At 53.4% G+C, this 14,643-nt stretch carries 19 protein-coding genes and 1 tRNA gene; 1 reads left to right on the plus strand and 19 read right to left on the minus strand.

What is annotated here, in order from left to right; all coding sequences use genetic code 11:
- Positions 1-26: 26 nt before the first annotated feature.
- The 13 genes from DCH402_RS20735 to DCH402_RS06235 form a co-directional block, all read right to left on the minus strand.
- Complete coding sequence (locus DCH402_RS20735; RefSeq protein WP_233276323.1) at positions 27-3,302, minus strand: hypothetical protein; 3,276 nt, start codon at positions 3,300-3,302, stop codon at positions 27-29.
- Positions 3,299-4,051 (minus strand): hypothetical protein, encoded by a 753-nt coding sequence (locus DCH402_RS22995; RefSeq protein ID WP_040000353.1) that lies wholly within the window; start codon positions 4,049-4,051, stop codon positions 3,299-3,301. Before DCH402_RS22995 ends, DCH402_RS20735 begins: the two co-directional genes overlap by 4 nt.
- An 11-nt stretch (positions 4,052-4,062) precedes the next feature.
- Entirely contained in the window at positions 4,063-4,356 is a 294-nt protein-coding gene (locus tag DCH402_RS06190; RefSeq protein ID WP_040000354.1) for a hypothetical protein, read from the minus strand.
- A 5-nt stretch (positions 4,357-4,361) separates the two neighbouring features.
- On the minus strand, positions 4,362-4,646 hold the full coding sequence (locus tag DCH402_RS06195) for a helix-turn-helix transcriptional regulator (RefSeq protein ID WP_040000355.1): 285 nt from the start codon (positions 4,644-4,646) through the stop codon (positions 4,362-4,364).
- Positions 4,643-5,167, minus strand: a complete 525-nt coding sequence (locus DCH402_RS06200) for a thioredoxin domain-containing protein (protein ID WP_040000356.1) — start codon at positions 5,165-5,167, stop codon at positions 4,643-4,645. The genes DCH402_RS06195 and DCH402_RS06200 overlap by 4 nt, the downstream gene beginning before the upstream one ends.
- A gap of 519 nt (positions 5,168-5,686) precedes the next feature.
- Positions 5,687-8,386: a TOPRIM and DUF927 domain-containing protein gene (locus DCH402_RS06205; protein WP_040000357.1), complete on the minus strand. Its 2,700-nt coding sequence runs from the start codon at positions 8,384-8,386 to the stop codon at positions 5,687-5,689.
- Between the two features lie 10 nt (positions 8,387-8,396).
- A complete protein-coding gene (locus tag DCH402_RS06210) occupies positions 8,397-8,945 on the minus strand; it encodes a hypothetical protein (protein WP_152486897.1) in 549 nt (182 codons plus the stop codon).
- Between the two features lie 80 nt (positions 8,946-9,025).
- Positions 9,026-9,244, minus strand: a complete 219-nt coding sequence (locus DCH402_RS06215) for a hypothetical protein (protein WP_040000359.1) — start codon at positions 9,242-9,244, stop codon at positions 9,026-9,028.
- Complete coding sequence (locus DCH402_RS06220) at positions 9,241-9,426, minus strand: hypothetical protein (RefSeq protein ID WP_040000360.1); 186 nt, start codon at positions 9,424-9,426, stop codon at positions 9,241-9,243. Before DCH402_RS06220 ends, DCH402_RS06215 begins: the two co-directional genes overlap by 4 nt.
- A complete protein-coding gene (locus DCH402_RS06225; RefSeq protein WP_040000361.1) occupies positions 9,419-9,619 on the minus strand; it encodes a hypothetical protein in 201 nt (66 codons plus the stop codon). The genes DCH402_RS06220 and DCH402_RS06225 overlap by 8 nt, the downstream gene beginning before the upstream one ends.
- Entirely contained in the window at positions 9,609-9,785 is a 177-nt protein-coding gene (locus DCH402_RS22585) for a hypothetical protein (RefSeq protein ID WP_161624064.1), read from the minus strand. The genes DCH402_RS06225 and DCH402_RS22585 overlap by 11 nt, the downstream gene beginning before the upstream one ends.
- Positions 9,778-9,966 (minus strand): hypothetical protein, encoded by a 189-nt coding sequence (locus DCH402_RS06230; protein WP_040000362.1) that lies wholly within the window; start codon positions 9,964-9,966, stop codon positions 9,778-9,780. The genes DCH402_RS22585 and DCH402_RS06230 overlap by 8 nt, the downstream gene beginning before the upstream one ends.
- Entirely contained in the window at positions 9,959-10,147 is a 189-nt protein-coding gene (locus tag DCH402_RS06235; RefSeq protein WP_040000363.1) for a host cell division inhibitor Icd-like protein, read from the minus strand. Before DCH402_RS06235 ends, DCH402_RS06230 begins: the two co-directional genes overlap by 8 nt.
- Positions 10,148-10,281: 134 nt before the next feature.
- On the opposite strand from DCH402_RS06235, the gene DCH402_RS06240 reads away from it, so the two are divergent.
- Positions 10,282-10,473, plus strand: a complete 192-nt coding sequence (locus tag DCH402_RS06240) for a toxin-antitoxin system HicB family antitoxin (protein ID WP_027713390.1) — start codon at positions 10,282-10,284, stop codon at positions 10,471-10,473.
- Positions 10,474-10,512: 39 nt separating this feature from the next.
- On the opposite strand, the gene DCH402_RS06245 is transcribed toward DCH402_RS06240, so the two are convergent.
- The 6 genes from DCH402_RS06245 to DCH402_RS06270 all read right to left on the minus strand — a co-directional run bounded on the left by DCH402_RS06245 (position 10,513) and on the right by DCH402_RS06270 (position 14,325).
- Positions 10,513-11,343: an antA/AntB antirepressor family protein gene (locus DCH402_RS06245; RefSeq protein WP_040000364.1), complete on the minus strand. Its 831-nt coding sequence runs from the start codon at positions 11,341-11,343 to the stop codon at positions 10,513-10,515.
- Positions 11,344-11,357: 14 nt separating this feature from the next.
- Positions 11,358-11,774, minus strand: a complete 417-nt coding sequence (locus tag DCH402_RS06250; RefSeq protein ID WP_040000365.1) for a hypothetical protein — start codon at positions 11,772-11,774, stop codon at positions 11,358-11,360.
- The gene (locus tag DCH402_RS06255; protein WP_040000366.1) at positions 11,774-11,980 is read right to left on the minus strand and encodes a helix-turn-helix transcriptional regulator; all 207 of its coding nucleotides are present in this window, start codon (positions 11,978-11,980) and stop codon (positions 11,774-11,776) included. Before DCH402_RS06255 ends, DCH402_RS06250 begins: the two co-directional genes overlap by 1 nt.
- A gap of 154 nt (positions 11,981-12,134) precedes the next feature.
- Positions 12,135-12,788 (minus strand): hypothetical protein, encoded by a 654-nt coding sequence (locus DCH402_RS06260; RefSeq protein ID WP_040000367.1) that lies wholly within the window; start codon positions 12,786-12,788, stop codon positions 12,135-12,137.
- A gap of 82 nt (positions 12,789-12,870) precedes the next feature.
- On the minus strand, positions 12,871-14,085 hold the full coding sequence (locus DCH402_RS06265) for a tyrosine-type recombinase/integrase (protein ID WP_040000368.1): 1,215 nt from the start codon (positions 14,083-14,085) through the stop codon (positions 12,871-12,873).
- 165 nt (positions 14,086-14,250) lie between these two features.
- Positions 14,251-14,325: transfer RNA gene (locus tag DCH402_RS06270), tRNA-Arg, on the minus strand.
- Positions 14,326-14,643 lie beyond the last annotated feature (318 nt).

Raw genomic sequence — 14,643 nt, forward strand, 5'->3', positions numbered from 1 at the left:
GGAAGCGAGCTTGTGTAATGGGGCGTTTACTCTTCTATCCCCTGAGTAGTAGCCGTAATCGCACGGTTTACCGCGTCAAGGTTACGTTCAAATACGGTGCTACCTTTAGGGGTATTCGCCAGCTTTAGCAGCGCATCCCGCACCGGTTGGCTTTCGTATAACCGGCCAAATGCGCCATAGGTTCCCATCGTTCCGATGACTTTCGCTGCGAGTACCGGCCCGCCAAATATTCCTGCCAGTCCCGGCCCCATAACGGAACCTATCTGTGCGGCCACCTGTCCGTTAGGCAGGGTCACTGATGCCTGAGAGGCGCGTTGCGTACTTTGCAGGTAACGTGTCAGGCCGGTAAGGTATTGCCGTTCTTCGCCTTTAAAAAATATCCCTGTATGTTCAGAGTATTTTTTAAGCCTTAGCAGAAAGCGATCCGGGGACGCTTCACCCTCCAGTGCTTTGGCAATCAATCCGGCGCGGGCGGCTTGTCGGCCTCTGTTGTCGAGAGAATCGTACAGTGCTCTTACCTGGCTGGGTTTACTATCAAACAGCATAGAATTGACGCTTTCCGGCGTGATATGGCCTTTTTCCAGAATGCCTTTTAACTTCGTTCCCTTTACCTTACCTGCTTCCTGAGCATAAACCGCTTTGGCGTGCGCCCAACGAAATGCCTCTCGTTCACCCAAAGCGCCATTCACTGCGCTATTGAGGTCTTTGGTCATGGCTTCATAGACGCGATTAACGGATACAGCGGAACGATCCGGCATCGCCATACGTTCCCCTTTCACATCCATGCGGAATTGAGTACGCAAGTCATCCAGCAAGCTAAAATTGACGTTTCCCCCTGCCAGTTCTTCCCGATAATCTTTCAAGCGGCTAATAGTCGCTTCATCGCTGGTTTTTCCCAGTCGTGATAACTGCGTAATTTCTCGATCGATCGCATCAATTGCACGTTGAGGCTGGACATTGCCAACACCATCCATCTTGTTTCTGATTTCGTTAAAGCGATCGCCAGCGGCACGCTTAAGAGCCGTATTCTGCTCTTTAATGCTCTGAACCACATCGGCAGCAGAGTAAACGCCGTATCGCTGTGAAAACTCATCCACCAGTCGAGAGCGCGCCATTTGCTGCTCCGCACGCATTTGTCCCGTACCCACAACAGGGATTTTCTCCGCGTTGGCCTGAACTGAGCGACCGACAAAGGTTTGCGGCGGCATCATGTCGCTGGTCATTAGCGGAGCGTTATTCTGTTTCGCGTAATCGATAGCGGCCTGGGCTTCTGGGGTGATAGTGCCTTTAAGCGCACGATAACCCGCGCCAGCCGCATTACCGACAACGCGAACGGCGCCGCCGACAGCGGTGGCCACGCCTAAATCCTCCGCCAGTTCAGCCGCATCATTCTGCCCGCTGTTTTCCGCCAGTGCGCCTACCGTATTCTCTGCGACCAGCCCGGCCAGTCTTGCGCCTGCGCCGGTTGCTGCTCGCGTCGCTCCCTGTACCGGATTGACCAGGTACGGTAACGCATCAGCCGCGACCTGTCCCGCTTCGGTCTGTGGCCGCATGGACTCAGGAAGCGAGAAACGGGCGGCAGGGGTGTAGGTGCCATCACCGATCCCCATTTTTCCGCCGGCCCATGCCGCGGCACTTTGCACCGCATCGCCAGCCATAGGAATGATATTGGCGACGTTAATCCCAGCCTGAGCAATTGCGCCACCTGCCTCAGACACCCCAAGCAAGCCATCCTGCAACAAGCTGCGTGCTTTTGGCGCTTGCTGGGCAAACTGCGCGTAGGGATTTTCCTCTTGGCTGGTGGCTGATATGTCTTGCGGAGAAGCCGGGGTAGCAAACTGTGCGTAAGGGTTGGTTTCTGCTGTCGGAACATTGACACTTACTGGCTGCGGCTGCGGCTGCGGCTGTGGCTGAGACGTGCTGGCAAACCCTTCTACAGCCTCCCTCGTCATGCCATCTCCGTTAAGCAGGTATTCCCCGCTAGGGACAGTTACAAAGAGCCGCCCCTGTTCGTCTTGCCTGGTACTGCCGCCAAACTTATTCGCTATCTGCTGGGCGATCTGCTGTTGCTGCTCTGGCTTCAGGAGTTTCAAAGTCGATTTCATTGAGTCCCAGTTCACAGTGCTGAACTCTCTGGCCGCGCCCATTTCGGGATGAATACCCGACTGTCTGGCCTGCATCATGATACGTTCCTGAATTGTCGGCTCCACGGTGGCGGTAACAGGCTGTTGCGGGGATGCCTTCATACTCTGTGCGTATTGGGGGACGTCTGGGACGGGTTCGGGCTGACCACTACCGATCAGCCCTTCATCTTTTGGGGAGGCGCGCTCCCCAATATAGCGCTGGCTTGCTCCCTGCCCGAATGTCTGATCGAACAGATGAGCGGTATCCGGACGCTGACGCAGCATATCAATTGCTGTTTGCGGTATTGCCGGATGACTGGGCGGTACAACGGCGCCAGGTGCCGTTACACCATTAGACTGGTTCGGGGATGCGGGCTGTTGTTGACCACCGGCAGACGGCAAGCGAACAGCATAACCACCTTCCACTTTTTCCACCGTCGCGCCTGGCATTTTCGCCCATTTGCTGGCGTTGGCCACACGCTCATTAGAAAAGGGTTTGCCGCCGAATGTTTTCAGCTCGCCTTGCTCCTGCCCTTGATGGGTGTTCATCCCGTAAGCAGTCGCATAACGATCACGCTTATCCGTCAGAAAGGTTTTTAGGTCATTGGCGCGGCGGATAAATTCTTCTTCGGACTGGCTAGCACTTAATCCCGACACGGCAATACGGGCTTGCTCCCCTTCAGCGTTAGATAATGCGCCCATGCCACGCAATGCCTGAATAGCGCTAAGGAAGTTCTGTCCTCCAAATTGCTTAAAGCGAGTATCCCAACTGGCTGCGTCAGTGCCTGGAATATGCTTGCTCACCACACCCAACCCAGCGCCTACAGAAGTGCCAAAGCCCGGATCGGTTAGCAGTCCGTCAATAGTCTTGATTTGCTGGTCATACGTTTCAATCACATCCTGTCTTTGTAGCTTGCCATCTGTAGATGCTTGCTGCTGCTTCTTCACTTCACTCAGGTATTTTTGCCGCTCCATACCCGCACTGTTGTAATCGTTAACGATCTCGACCGGAGATTTCCCGGCGGATATCTGTTGAATGCGGATATGTTGCGGCACCTGCATGTAGTCCTGTACTGGCATAAAAGGTGCGTTCGGGTCAGGCTCAGTGTACGGATTAGCCTCCTTAAGGTTGGGTTGTGTCATTCCCAGCAAATGAGAGCGCTGTGCCAATGTCCTCATGATTTGCTCACTGGATAGAGGTAGCGGAGGGTCATTGGGATCGGTGGAGCGGTTGCGCGTGATTGGAGCCTGATATGTGTTAATTTCCGGTCTTTCATCGGCTTGCCATCGTCAGCCAGTTCACCCTGCTTTACGCTTAACTCTGGGCGTAGCATCTCATCAGCGGCAGATATGACTGCCGGGTCGTCGGCACTGATTTGACCAGACATCAGCGCCGGCGCGCGTGATTTGAGATACAGAGCGCTTTGCGCTGCTTTAGGGCTGGTCAGATAATCCGGGTTTAGCGCAGTGTAAAATTGTTGCGCATCAGGAGGAAGCTGTGACCACAGGCGTGTGGCTGTCTCCTTATCTCCCGCACGGGCTGATAGCGTTATCCCTTCAGCCAGATGCCCATATCGAGTGGTCATTTCCTGTAGCTGCTGCTGGCGCTGTTGTCGTTTTTCGGCAGCCTGAGAAACAGCCAGCGTCCCGGCAGAAATATCTACCCGGCGATTATCCAAAATGCGATCTTTCGCTTTATTCTCTTGTTCAATTTTCTGTTGCTGAACCAAATTATTGTAATCGCGTTCATCAGTAGACTGGCGCCAGTTCTGAGTGTTTACCGCCATTTCATAATTTCGATCGGCATTCTTCTGTTGCTGGTCGATCATTAACCGCCGCAATTCCGATTCTTCCCGGCGTTGTAGCGCATTATCGACAGTGCTAAATCCTGCCAGAAAGCCGTCAGCCAATCCTCTTACATCTGCCATAAATCCCCCAATTATGAAAACAATGAACCAGCCAACAAGCCAACCGCCGCCCCAATTGCCGTACCAATGCCTGGAGCAAATGACCCCATTGCTGCGCCGGCCGCCGCCGTTGAGCCTAAAGCCGCACCACCCGCCGCGCCCATCCCGGCCATCGTGCCTTTCGTCTGATTAGCTGCCATTTTCTGCTGTGCTTTGAGTTGCTCATTCGCCGCTTCACGCTGCTGTTCCTGTTCAGCGGCTTGCTGCATACCCTGCATACCTTGCTGGCGTGTCTGTGCCGCAATATCAATGAGTCCGTATGACATCGTATTTATTCCTGCTCAAAAAGAGGTTGTGCCACCATACTTAGCGCTTCATTAAACGTTGGCTCTGGTTTTTCCAAAACTCGACGGGCGATAACTGCCGCCCGGCGTTTCGCCCTGGACTGTTTAACAATCCACTCGTCGATATCGGCTTCACGCCAGCCAATCGCACGGCTTCCTGTGATGCTGAACGGTGCCGGGAATTGGCCGTTTTCCCACATGTGCCGTAGCGTAATCCGGTTGATGCCAACCTTTTCACACGCCGCTTTCTCGCGTATTACTTTCTCGCTCATGCCTGCATTTTCCGTTGATTGAAGTGATCGGCCAGATAGCGCCGCATATCGTTGGGTTGAGGGGGGAGGGAATAAGGGTTTACGCCATTCTCTTGCGCTAATTCACGCAACCGGTAACTTGTGAGTTTCGTCAGATCAACGTCATCATTGCCGATTTTCACTACAAGGCTGCTTGCTTCGGCGTCAGCCTGCTGCTGTGCCCGTTCCTGCTGGCGGCGATTTTCGGCGGTAATCTGCCGCTGGTGTTCGGCTTCCGCCACTTGTGCAGCCTTGTGCCTGGCTTCTTCCGGCGTAGCGAATATGCCAGGGAAGCTATCCAGCAAATACCGTGCAACAACGGGCGGAATATCCGTAGGGACTGATTGAAGAAACAGAAACGGACGGCCCCTGTAGTCAATACGTTTTTCCGGTTTACCTCCGATGTAGACGATTTTCAGGTCAGTGCCGCCAAACGTCCTTTCCTGTTCTTCTTTCCATTCGTCCTCTTTGCGAAGAGATTCAGCTAATTCATGAGGTTCCATCGTATTTATCCATTAAAAAAGCCTGCTGGGCTAACCATGCAGGCTTGGGGGTTATGGCAGGTTGTAGGTAAAAAAAACCGGAGTGGTTTTTAAGCCATACTCCGGTATCTTTCCGTAAGTTAGCGCGTATTGCTGGGGGATGCAAGATGAGTATGTAGCCAGTTTGTTGGGCTGTTTTCCCCGTCTTTTTTATCCCCGCCACATTCCCCTATAGATCATCAGAAAGATGTTGGTTCAGTTGGTTCAGTTGGTTCACGGTCCGCTAAGCCGCGCCAGCACTGGATTTGTGTGAACCAACACCGCGTCTTTCTCGTTGGTTCAGCCGTGCTTTTTGTTGGTTCACGCCGCCCGCCAGCCAGAAAGTAACCGGGTACGTCGCCGTGTTGGTTCAAAACGCCCCTTTGTTGGTTCAGTGTTGGTTCAACATGGGATGCGTTTTCCTTGTAAAACAACCATCTTTACTTATTGAACCAACTGAACCAACTGAACCAACATACCTTCTACGTGTGTGAAAGCCTCCTATTCTGGCGGGTCGTCCTCCGGCCGGTACTGAAGCACGTAAACGTTTATCTGCCGCCCATCAATGCGCGGTGACTTACGTTGATAGCCGCGCCCACTGGTGGGGGGCGTCAACATGCCCGCTCCGCGCAAGATTTCGGCAAACTGCCTGACGTTAAACCCCCTGGCGATTTCGCCCTCAAAGGTGGCCGGGAAGGTGTAGAACATCATCGGGGCGGCATCGTGCTTGCCTCTGTCCCGGTATCCGGCAAGGTCACGTATGGGCAGGTCTTGCGGGTTGTAGGGCAGCGGGGCAAACCGGCTCAGGCCGTGGGCGTTCAGGAACGCTTCGCACTGCTCGATAATCTGCTGGTGCTCCTTGTTGCCGGTGCCGAATTCGCGCACCCAGGCATTAAAGCTGTGCTGTATCGCATCCCGGCCCGTCTGTTCATCCCAGCCGGTAATGACCCGGCCCAGTGACAGCGCCGCGTCCATCACGGCAAAGCGGGCGGCCACCCGGTGAACCTGTTCGCCATAGTCGGCAGGAATGAGGCTGCGCCAGCGGGTTTCAGCAGCTCTCACCGCCTCGATAGCCTGTTGCGGGTGGTCGGCAAGGTGCTTAATCCACACCCGGCCTGCGGCACCGTGGTACTGCTGGCAGGCGTCTTTCAGTGCGTCGGCGTGCTGTTTGCCGTTGGCATGTTCATGAAAGCACGCCGTTTTGCTTAACGGGATATTCAGCAGCCGTACCAGTTGTCCCGCCCTGGTTTTTCTGCCCACGCTGGCAATGAACGTTTCCAAATCCATTTCGCCGGTGCTGATTGCCACCGTGCGCCAGCGCTTGAGCTCCCGGTTGCCGCCTTCTTTGGCCCCCTGCAATTTGCCGACGCCGTTAAACAGTGCATAGGCGGCCTGCGCCACGCTCACCGGGTCAGCACCCTGACCGACTTCATCCAGCGGCATCAGCGCGTCGTTGTGGGCGGCGGCTTCGTTCGCCAGCCCCAGCGCGGTGCCGTACCACGTCAGGCGCAGTAACTCCGGGTTACCGTACAGGCTGGTGGCAACGCTGGCGGTGGTGGTTTTCCCGGCGCTTGATTGCTCATAGAAATGGATGCCGAATCCGTCAGCCCCCACCAGCCCGATTAACGGTGCTGCCAGCGCCGCCGCCATACCGGTCATCATGGCGTAGTTGCCCCCGGCAAGGCGGGCCACGGTGTCGCGCCAGCCTTCTGCCGTGCCGCTGACGGTGTAGCCTGCGGCGGCTGCGCTGCGCCCGCTGAACAGTACCGGTCTGTCAGGGGTGCCGATGATTTCCCCGTCCGGCATGAGGTAAGCCCCACACTGCCAGCCGGTCGCGTGCGCGATATGCCAGATATCCCGTGCGGCACTGCGCTGGAGCCAGTCGGCCAGAATGGCACGCAGGCTGTTTTTGGTGGTGACGTTCACGCCGCCGTTTTTCAGCGTTCGCCAGCCCTCGCGCTCACCGATATCCGCCAGCGGAATGGCCTGTGTGGTGTCGGTCTTCGCGCCGATGGGCCGCCAGCGCATTATCAGGTACTGGTCTTTGTCGTCCCGGCCAATGCCCACCACTGCCAGCGGGGAGCACAGCCAGCTTTCATTGTTGATAATCTCGCCACTGTCTTTATCCACTTTGGGGGTTACCCAGAACACCCCATCCCGGCGGCTTTGCACATGTGGCTTTAACGGGTCGCTATGCGTTGGCTTGTCGTCGTCCGGTTCGTCCGCTGGCGGTGAATACAGTGAGGCGGCAAACGCGTGCGTCGCGGCCATCAGCCCGTATTGCTGGCGGTAATCGTCCCAGTCGGCCTTGGTATCGGTGGGAGGCAGCGCCACCTGGCCGTTGACCGCACGGGCGGCTTTCTCCGCCCAGTCTTTCCCTGCGTTCGGCGTATCCGGGTTGATGTCGTTATCGGCGGCCAGAATGATACGAGCGCTGGCATACCGGGTGCGCATGGCCTTTGCCACCGGCACCATGTTGCCCGCGTCGATAGCGGCGAGGGTCAGCGCCTCCGGGCGCATCCGGTGAACGCTTAATGCCGTCGCCAGCCCTTCGGCGATAATCACCGTATCGGGCTGTGCGGGCGCATTCACCGCGTGATACGCGCCGCGTTTCGCCGAGTCGGCCACCTGCCGTTTGCGGCCATCGGGGGTTATTGTCTGTGCGGCGGTGGTGGTGCCGCTGGCGTCCTGTAACGTCAGCAGCAGGGTGCCATCGGGCAGCAGTGGATACGACAACCCGGTCAAGCCCTTTCCGGCCAGATAAGCGGATTCTCCGGGCTGTGCCTGTGCGGTCAGTTTTTTCAGCCGGGCGGCAAAGCGCCGGGCTTTTTCTGCGGTACGGGCCTGCTCGTCGGCAGAGGGGGATTGCCGGGTATCATGCTGGCGCGTGTCCGGCGCTGGCGCACCGGCTGGCATTCCCAGCACGTCGGCCACCAGCCGGGCGGCGTCTGCTGCGTTACACTGGCGAACGTTCATCACCAGCGCCAGCCCGTCACCGGCTTCCGGGTCACAGTGGCGGCAATGCCAGGTGCCGCGCCCCTCCAGATTATCGAACTGGAAACGGTCTGTGCCGCCGCACGCCGGGCAGGGGGTGAGCGTGGTGGGGTGGCGGGGAACCTCAATACCCAGCAGGGCCAGCACATCAGGCCAGCGGCCCACCGCCGAGCGGGTCACTTCACGGATAAAATCGATATTACGCATTCCATTGCCCTCAGTGCGTCATGGGTGTGGGTGGTAGCGCACCGTTATTGCGCATCTGAATAAATTCATCGTGCATATCGGCCAGTATTGCCCGCCCCATATCGGACAATTCAGGCGCTTTGCTTTGATGATTGAGCATTCCCTGATAGAACAGAGTGGCGTTTTTAGTGCCTTGTTCACGGCCAAATTTCCCGATCAATGCGCCCTCGATATTATTCGCCATCGCAAAGCGCTCCGTATCAGGGTAAACATACATGGTGCCGTGTTTCCCTCGGTAGAGAGCCCCGTTATTGCTGCCGTTGCCTGTAACACCTTGCTCACCGTTGATCCGCTGCTGCTCCCTTATGAATTCGTAAGCCACCAGCCAGCGCCACATTTCCAAATCTTGCTGATCATTGGGCTGGAAATAGCCTTTCTCTTTCGCTTTTGCCAGCGCATGAAACACACGCAGCCCGTTTAGGTTGTCATGGTCGTAATAGCCGCGATTCAGGCTGGAAAGGGCATAATCAAACGGGTGGCACGTTGCCACTTCGTATTTGCCTTCATCGTCCAGCGCCATAAGACAAACGCCATCAGGGGAAACATCGATATACGGGGCGCGTTCATGTTCCAGTGACAGGGGTAAAGAAATGATGTCGTTCATACGCCACTCCCTGTGCTGTGTTTGGTATTCTTTGCGGGAAAGGCACATTGCTTTGCCTCACGTTGATAGCCGTCAATCAAGTCATCCAGCAGTAAAAGCGCGATAAACGCCGTCTGGCGCACGGCTTCAGGTTGAGTGGTGTTATCGCAACAAGTCAGTAAATCGATGAGCCCGCGAAGGCTGCTCATCGTGCCTTCAAGACATTGTTCTCTCATTGGGACATCTCCTTATCAAGCGATGCACGGATCTCGGCGTGAATATCGCTGGCAATACCGATAAGCGCACACAGTTGTGGGGAAACGCGCTCTTTCTCCGCCATATTCAGGATGACGTCGTACAGCGCAGAGACCTGCCCGGCACGAAATGCGGCTAAATCCAATGGAATAGCGTTATTCATGGTCTTGGCCTCGCTGTTTTTGCTCTTCCAGCAGCCATAAGGACGACGTGCCGGATAAATCGCAGGCCAGTGCTAACGCTGTCGATAAATCGCCGCCATCCAGCTCTCTGTGTGTCATTTCCAGCATCATCAGCAGAACGCACAACCTTTCGGCCTGCTGGGCTGCCTGTGTCAGTGAATGGTTATGCGCCATGTTCCACCTCGATCACTTCCGCTTTAACGCCAGCTTTACGGAACTTGCGGTTAAGATTTTTGGCGGAGCGTTCCGCATATTCGCGGGTACGAACTGGCGTTTCCAATGTGTATTGTGTTACCCGACCAGTAACGGGATTGGTTTGGGTGATATGAACCTTAAACACGCTCCACCTCCTCTTGTTCAGGTTCTGTCTGGCTGGCGTGATACAAGTGATCGATGCGCTCTTGCAGGATGAATAACAGGATTTCACGCGCCTGCGGTTCATCCGTGTTGACGGCGGCATAGGCCAGCGCCCGGCACTGGTCGATGATTTCATCCAGTTCTAACGGGGTGTTATCAAACATGGCGCACCGCCTTAACCGGCAGGCGGCCAGCAAAAACCATGACACAGCCAGCAGGGGATTTTTCCCGCGCTTCGCGCTCGGTGGTGGCAACAATGCGGATAATGCGATTGGACGACATACCCAGCGCCAGAAAGCGCCATGTAAATTTGGGGCGAGTTTGGGTAGACTGTGAATCAGCCATAGTGTTAGCTCCGATAACATTGTGGTTAGCCCTCGCTCGGTGTTGATAGCACTGTTCGGGGGCGTTTTATTTTTGCTATTACGCATGTTAATGTACGTACGTAATGAAAACATACTATGAGGTTACGTACGTACGTGTCAACGATAAAGCGCGATAAAAGCCCGAAAGGTGCGGGATGGTCTCCAACGTTCCAGATCCGTATTACGCCTGAACTAAAAGCGCAGTTTGAGGCTGCCGCCGCTAATTCGGATATGAGTTTAGGAAACTGGCTCAAGACGCTGGGGCGTGAGGAATTAAAGCGCCTCGGCATTGAACCCAAAGGCTGAGTAATTCTTTCGCCATAGTTCCATTGCTGGATGGAAGCGTTACGCATGATTCACCCCCAGCCGTTTTGCCATCCAGCGTTGAGACAGCCGGGTTAATTCGGCTTTGCGCTGGGGGTAGTCTTGCCCCAGTTCGATCAGCGTGATGTTGGTCTGCTCAAGGTAGGAAAGGTGCTCCAGTTGGTCAGCGCTCATGCTGTCGCGGGGTTCGCCGGTTACACCATTGACCTGCGCCCAGCCTTTTGCCGTCATACCGCCCAGTACCAGACGGGCGATCATGTTGCTTTCGGTGGTGTAGTGGTACGGCAGGGTTTTCTTGCCCAGCTCCGAACGGGCGGTTTCCAGTGCGGCGCACATCGGTTTGAAATAATTTGCGGCGGTCAGGCGGGCTTTGAGCTGGCGGCGAAAACGAGCGGCCACTTCCGGCGTGCTACGGTGTAAGGCTTCCTCGCACTGGATGAAGTAACGACGAACGGCGCGGCCCTGTTCGTTGCGCTCCAGCATCGCTATTTCTTTAGCGGTGTCGATCGTCAGAAAGTAATCTTTGCCGGGGCGACCCGTGGGAATAGGGCTACAAGCCTTGCTATTCGGGCTTTTCCCCAATTTTGGAGAAAACACTTTGTGGACGGCGTAATCACTGCCAATGACAAAACCATATTCCCTAATCCGGTCAGTGATCCATGTGGAGAAGTCTTTGCCAATGTCCAGTGCGATATGTAACGCTTTCGCGCTCACAATATTGGTTTCGCGTTCGCCTATCCGGCCAGAAATCACCGGGATTAATTCGGCAAAGCCATTACTGGAAATATCGCTCTGGCGGTTTTCAGGGTGAGCGAGTCCCTGACCGTTAAGGTCATTGTTTTTTGATGTCATAAAATCAGGCTCCGTTAGCGGGCGGCGTAATCCGGGTACAGGCTCAGGATATGGTTAATTTCCTGCCGGGTAAGCGGCGGGTGTCCGTTAATCTCGGCATTGCTATTGACCAGTCGAATAACGCGGGAAATATCATCACGCGTTGCAAACCGATAACGGTAATGACTGCCGATCCCGTCAACGTTAGGTTCGTCAATACGCACTAACCGAATATCAAGCAGGCGTTCTAATTCCGTGGCGTAATTCCGGCCAGAAGAAAGGCAGCAGTGGTGGAGAATGTCATTCTCGGTAAAACCACCCGCGCCGGAACGCAGCATGAAAACCCGTGCGCGATGCTTTTTAGGGACTGGTTTAATGGATGTGCTGGCGGTATGATCAGAAACGTTACCTTTCTGACTGACCGCCTGTAGTAGGCGGTTTTTCTTTTCCATCATGCCACCTCACCGCGCGATTCAGCAATACGCTGATTAATCCAGTCATCAATTTCACTTTCAATAAACGCGACGGAACGTGAACCGATTTTTACTGGATGCGGGAAGCGGCCTTGTGCAATGAGTTTGTAGATCCATGCTTTGCTAAAGCCAGTTTTATGGCATATTTCTGGAATCCGTAGCATACGTTTAGATTGTGCGGACATTGACTATCTCCTGTAGGTGATTGCGGTCTACAGGGGTGATTATCTTTTGTCCCATACTTGTGGGGGTAGGTGGATTAAGCGCTTAGTTAAGAAATAGCCCTATCTAATAAAAAACCGGTTTTTAAGGTAAACCGGTTTAGGTGCTCTTTTGATTTTATCGTGTTGATTTTATTATCCAATTTCTTATGGTTAATAACTTGGGGCTATCATTATAGCGACTACTCATTTTTTGATAAATGGTTGCTGATATTTCATCGATGCTTAAGGATTTATTACTTGCAATAAGACTATTAGCCATTTTCATGGTTTCATCCTTGTGTTTATGCTGAGGTCTTCCCCCAGTGCGTCCAATATTAACCGAGAAAAAGGCTTTTTCGTCTGCGTAATAAAATGGATAAAGTAGTATTTCATATAGCTTTAATGCATGGTTTTCTCTTTTTTCAATAATATGAATGAGGATTTCTAGTGTTAATGGTTGAAATAAATTTCTTGATATTGATAGGTTTTCGCATATCCAAAAAGAGCGTTGCCATATAAATAGATGAAGGATTTCTACTTCATTCTTAGGGTTAGGTGATGGTGGGCTGTAGATCTTGTCATAATCTATATTGTAATGATCACCAAAATGTTCATTTAACCTTTCTTTTACTATTCGAGATAAATCATCGAAAACCTCTTTCGCAATTTTTTTGCGATACTCTACCTCAAAGACATCATCATCACGTTCACGAAGTTCATTTAGTGAAGCAATGCTTTTATTAAAATCGTCAGACTCTAAAAATTCAGTTGGGACATTGAAATCTCTCATGACACACCGTTCCAAGAGTGGCTTATGCTTTATTTGTCTACAGTAGTCTACTGAGGTATTTAATGGCTGTCTATTCATCCAGTTATGCACGTTTCCCAAACGAGCCGTGAACCACATTTTCGCCGTTCTCCAGCGTGTCCATATAGTCCGCGTACCACTGGAGCATTTCGCGCCTGCCATCCAGATATTGAGCATGATTATAGGTGCCACGAATTGAGTTTTTATCGACGTGAGCAAGCTGGGTTTCAATCCATGCCGTGTTGTAGCCCTGTTCGTGAAGAATGGTGCTCATGGTGTGGCGGAAACCGTGGCATGTGACCTTTCCGGCATAACCGCTGCGTTTAAATACCTGGTTAATGCTGGCTTCACTCATTGTTTTGCGAGGGTCATTCCGGCCCGGGAACATCAGCGGATAGTTACCCGTTATCTCTCTTATCTGCTCTACGATAGCAAGAGCCTGACGTGATAGCGGTACAAGATGAGGGCGGCGCATCTTCATCCGTTCTGCGGGGATATCCCATAGCGCATTTTCGATATCTATTTCCTGCCAGGTGGCGCCGCGCAATTCACCGTTACGTAACCCGGTCAGGATAAGCAGCCGTGCGGCCAACACCACCAGCGTGCTACCAGAGTAGCCGGATAGCGCCGTAAAGAAATCCGGTAGCTCTTTAGCGATTAAGAAAGGGTGATGTTTCGATTCATGCCCTTGCATAGCGCTTATCAGGTCTGGCGCCGGGTTATACGATGCTCGCCCGGTGACAATGGCATAACGGAAAACCTCAGAGCAGCGCATCCGCACCTTTCTGGCTTGCTCAGTAGCGCCGCGATTTTCTATTTTTTTGAGTATTTCCAATAGCTCCAGCGGTTTAATTTCTGCGATCGGGCGATCCCCCAGGCGAGGGAAAACATTATTAGTGAGTAGCACCATATTTTCATTGGCATACCCGGCCGACCACTTTTTGGCTTTGCTGGCGAGCCATTCCAGCGCGATGTCCTTGAAGCTATTTTTTACTTGAGCCTTGCGGGCGTCCTTTTCATCCTTTTTATTCTCGGATGGATCAGCGCCAGCAGCGAGAGCCTTTTTCGCCTTATCACGCAGCGTTCTGGCATCGGCAAGCGAGACATCAGGATATACCCCCAGTGCCAGGAGCTTTTCTTTACCCGCAATCCGGTACTTTAGACGCCAATAACGTGCGCCGTTGGTGTTGACGAGCAGGTATAAGCCGCCGCCGTCTGCCAATTTATACGGCTTATCTTTAGGTTTGGCGGTATCAACCTGCCGTGCATTTAGTTTCATTTGGGGGTATCAGTTTTAGACCGAACACGGAATACCCCCAAATGTACCCCCTGAAATGTGTTGATTGCAATAGATTGTAGTGGACGTTGAGAGAGTGAGATTTATCGTGAAGCCTTGGTATTACTGAGGTTTGTTGACTTGAGTAGACGCTGGGAGAAGTGTGATTGGCGTCCCCGACAGGAATCGAACCTGTAACTAGCCCTTAGGAGGGGCTCGTTATATCCATTTAACTACGGGGACCGTGCTGGAGCAGCATTATACCCGATTTGACTGACTTCATAAGCACTTGCCGGTGCGTTTGCTCAATCTGCCACCAGTTTTGACCTGAATACCCGTCTTAATCGTGGTATCTTCCGTTTTCCTCACAGCCCTGTTATCGGGGGCTGTTGTTGCAAGTGACTGAATTAGATTGCGATCGCACAATCGGTTCTGGAATTATACCAGTGCCTGACACAGGATCTATATCTTACAATGTTGACCATTGCATCAGCCGGCGTGGATAGCGATTGTTTTTCGGGTAAGGTCATTTGTATGAACCGGACAATTCTGAAGCGCTTG

The organism is Dickeya chrysanthemi NCPPB 402 (assembly GCF_000406105.1).
In the GTDB taxonomy this organism is placed as follows: Bacteria; Pseudomonadota; Gammaproteobacteria; order Enterobacterales; family Enterobacteriaceae; genus Dickeya; species Dickeya chrysanthemi.

Coding starts and splice junctions, on each gene's coding strand:
- DCH402_RS06220 (WP_040000360.1), bottom strand. CDS start 9,426: ATGAATAACGCTATTCCATTGGATTTAGCCGCATTTCGTGCCGGGCAG.
- DCH402_RS06200 (WP_040000356.1), bottom strand. CDS start 5,167: ATGGAACCTCATGAATTAGCTGAATCTCTTCGCAAAGAGGACGAATGG.
- DCH402_RS06245 (WP_040000364.1), bottom strand. CDS start 11,343: ATGACATCAAAAAACAATGACCTTAACGGTCAGGGACTCGCTCACCCT.
- DCH402_RS06195 (WP_040000355.1), bottom strand. CDS start 4,646: ATGAGCGAGAAAGTAATACGCGAGAAAGCGGCGTGTGAAAAGGTTGGC.
- DCH402_RS20735 (WP_233276323.1), bottom strand. CDS start 3,302: ATGAGGACATTGGCACAGCGCTCTCATTTGCTGGGAATGACACAACCC.
- DCH402_RS06210 (WP_152486897.1), bottom strand. CDS start 8,945: ATGGCGCTGGACGATGAAGGCAAATACGAAGTGGCAACGTGCCACCCG.
- DCH402_RS06235 (WP_040000363.1), bottom strand. CDS start 10,147: ATGGCTGATTCACAGTCTACCCAAACTCGCCCCAAATTTACATGGCGC.
- DCH402_RS06260 (WP_040000367.1), bottom strand. CDS start 12,788: ATGAGAGATTTCAATGTCCCAACTGAATTTTTAGAGTCTGACGATTTT.
- DCH402_RS06215 (WP_040000359.1), bottom strand. CDS start 9,244: ATGAGAGAACAATGTCTTGAAGGCACGATGAGCAGCCTTCGCGGGCTC.
- DCH402_RS06250 (WP_040000365.1), bottom strand. CDS start 11,774: ATGGAAAAGAAAAACCGCCTACTACAGGCGGTCAGTCAGAAAGGTAAC.
- DCH402_RS06230 (WP_040000362.1), bottom strand. CDS start 9,966: ATGTTTGATAACACCCCGTTAGAACTGGATGAAATCATCGACCAGTGC.
- DCH402_RS06225 (WP_040000361.1), bottom strand. CDS start 9,619: ATGGCGCATAACCATTCACTGACACAGGCAGCCCAGCAGGCCGAAAGG.
- DCH402_RS06265 (WP_040000368.1), bottom strand. CDS start 14,085: ATGAAACTAAATGCACGGCAGGTTGATACCGCCAAACCTAAAGATAAG.
- DCH402_RS06190 (WP_040000354.1), bottom strand. CDS start 4,356: ATGTCATACGGACTCATTGATATTGCGGCACAGACACGCCAGCAAGGT.
- DCH402_RS06255 (WP_040000366.1), bottom strand. CDS start 11,980: ATGTCCGCACAATCTAAACGTATGCTACGGATTCCAGAAATATGCCAT.
- DCH402_RS22995 (WP_040000353.1), bottom strand. CDS start 4,051: ATGGCAGATGTAAGAGGATTGGCTGACGGCTTTCTGGCAGGATTTAGC.
- DCH402_RS06205 (WP_040000357.1), bottom strand. CDS start 8,386: ATGCGTAATATCGATTTTATCCGTGAAGTGACCCGCTCGGCGGTGGGC.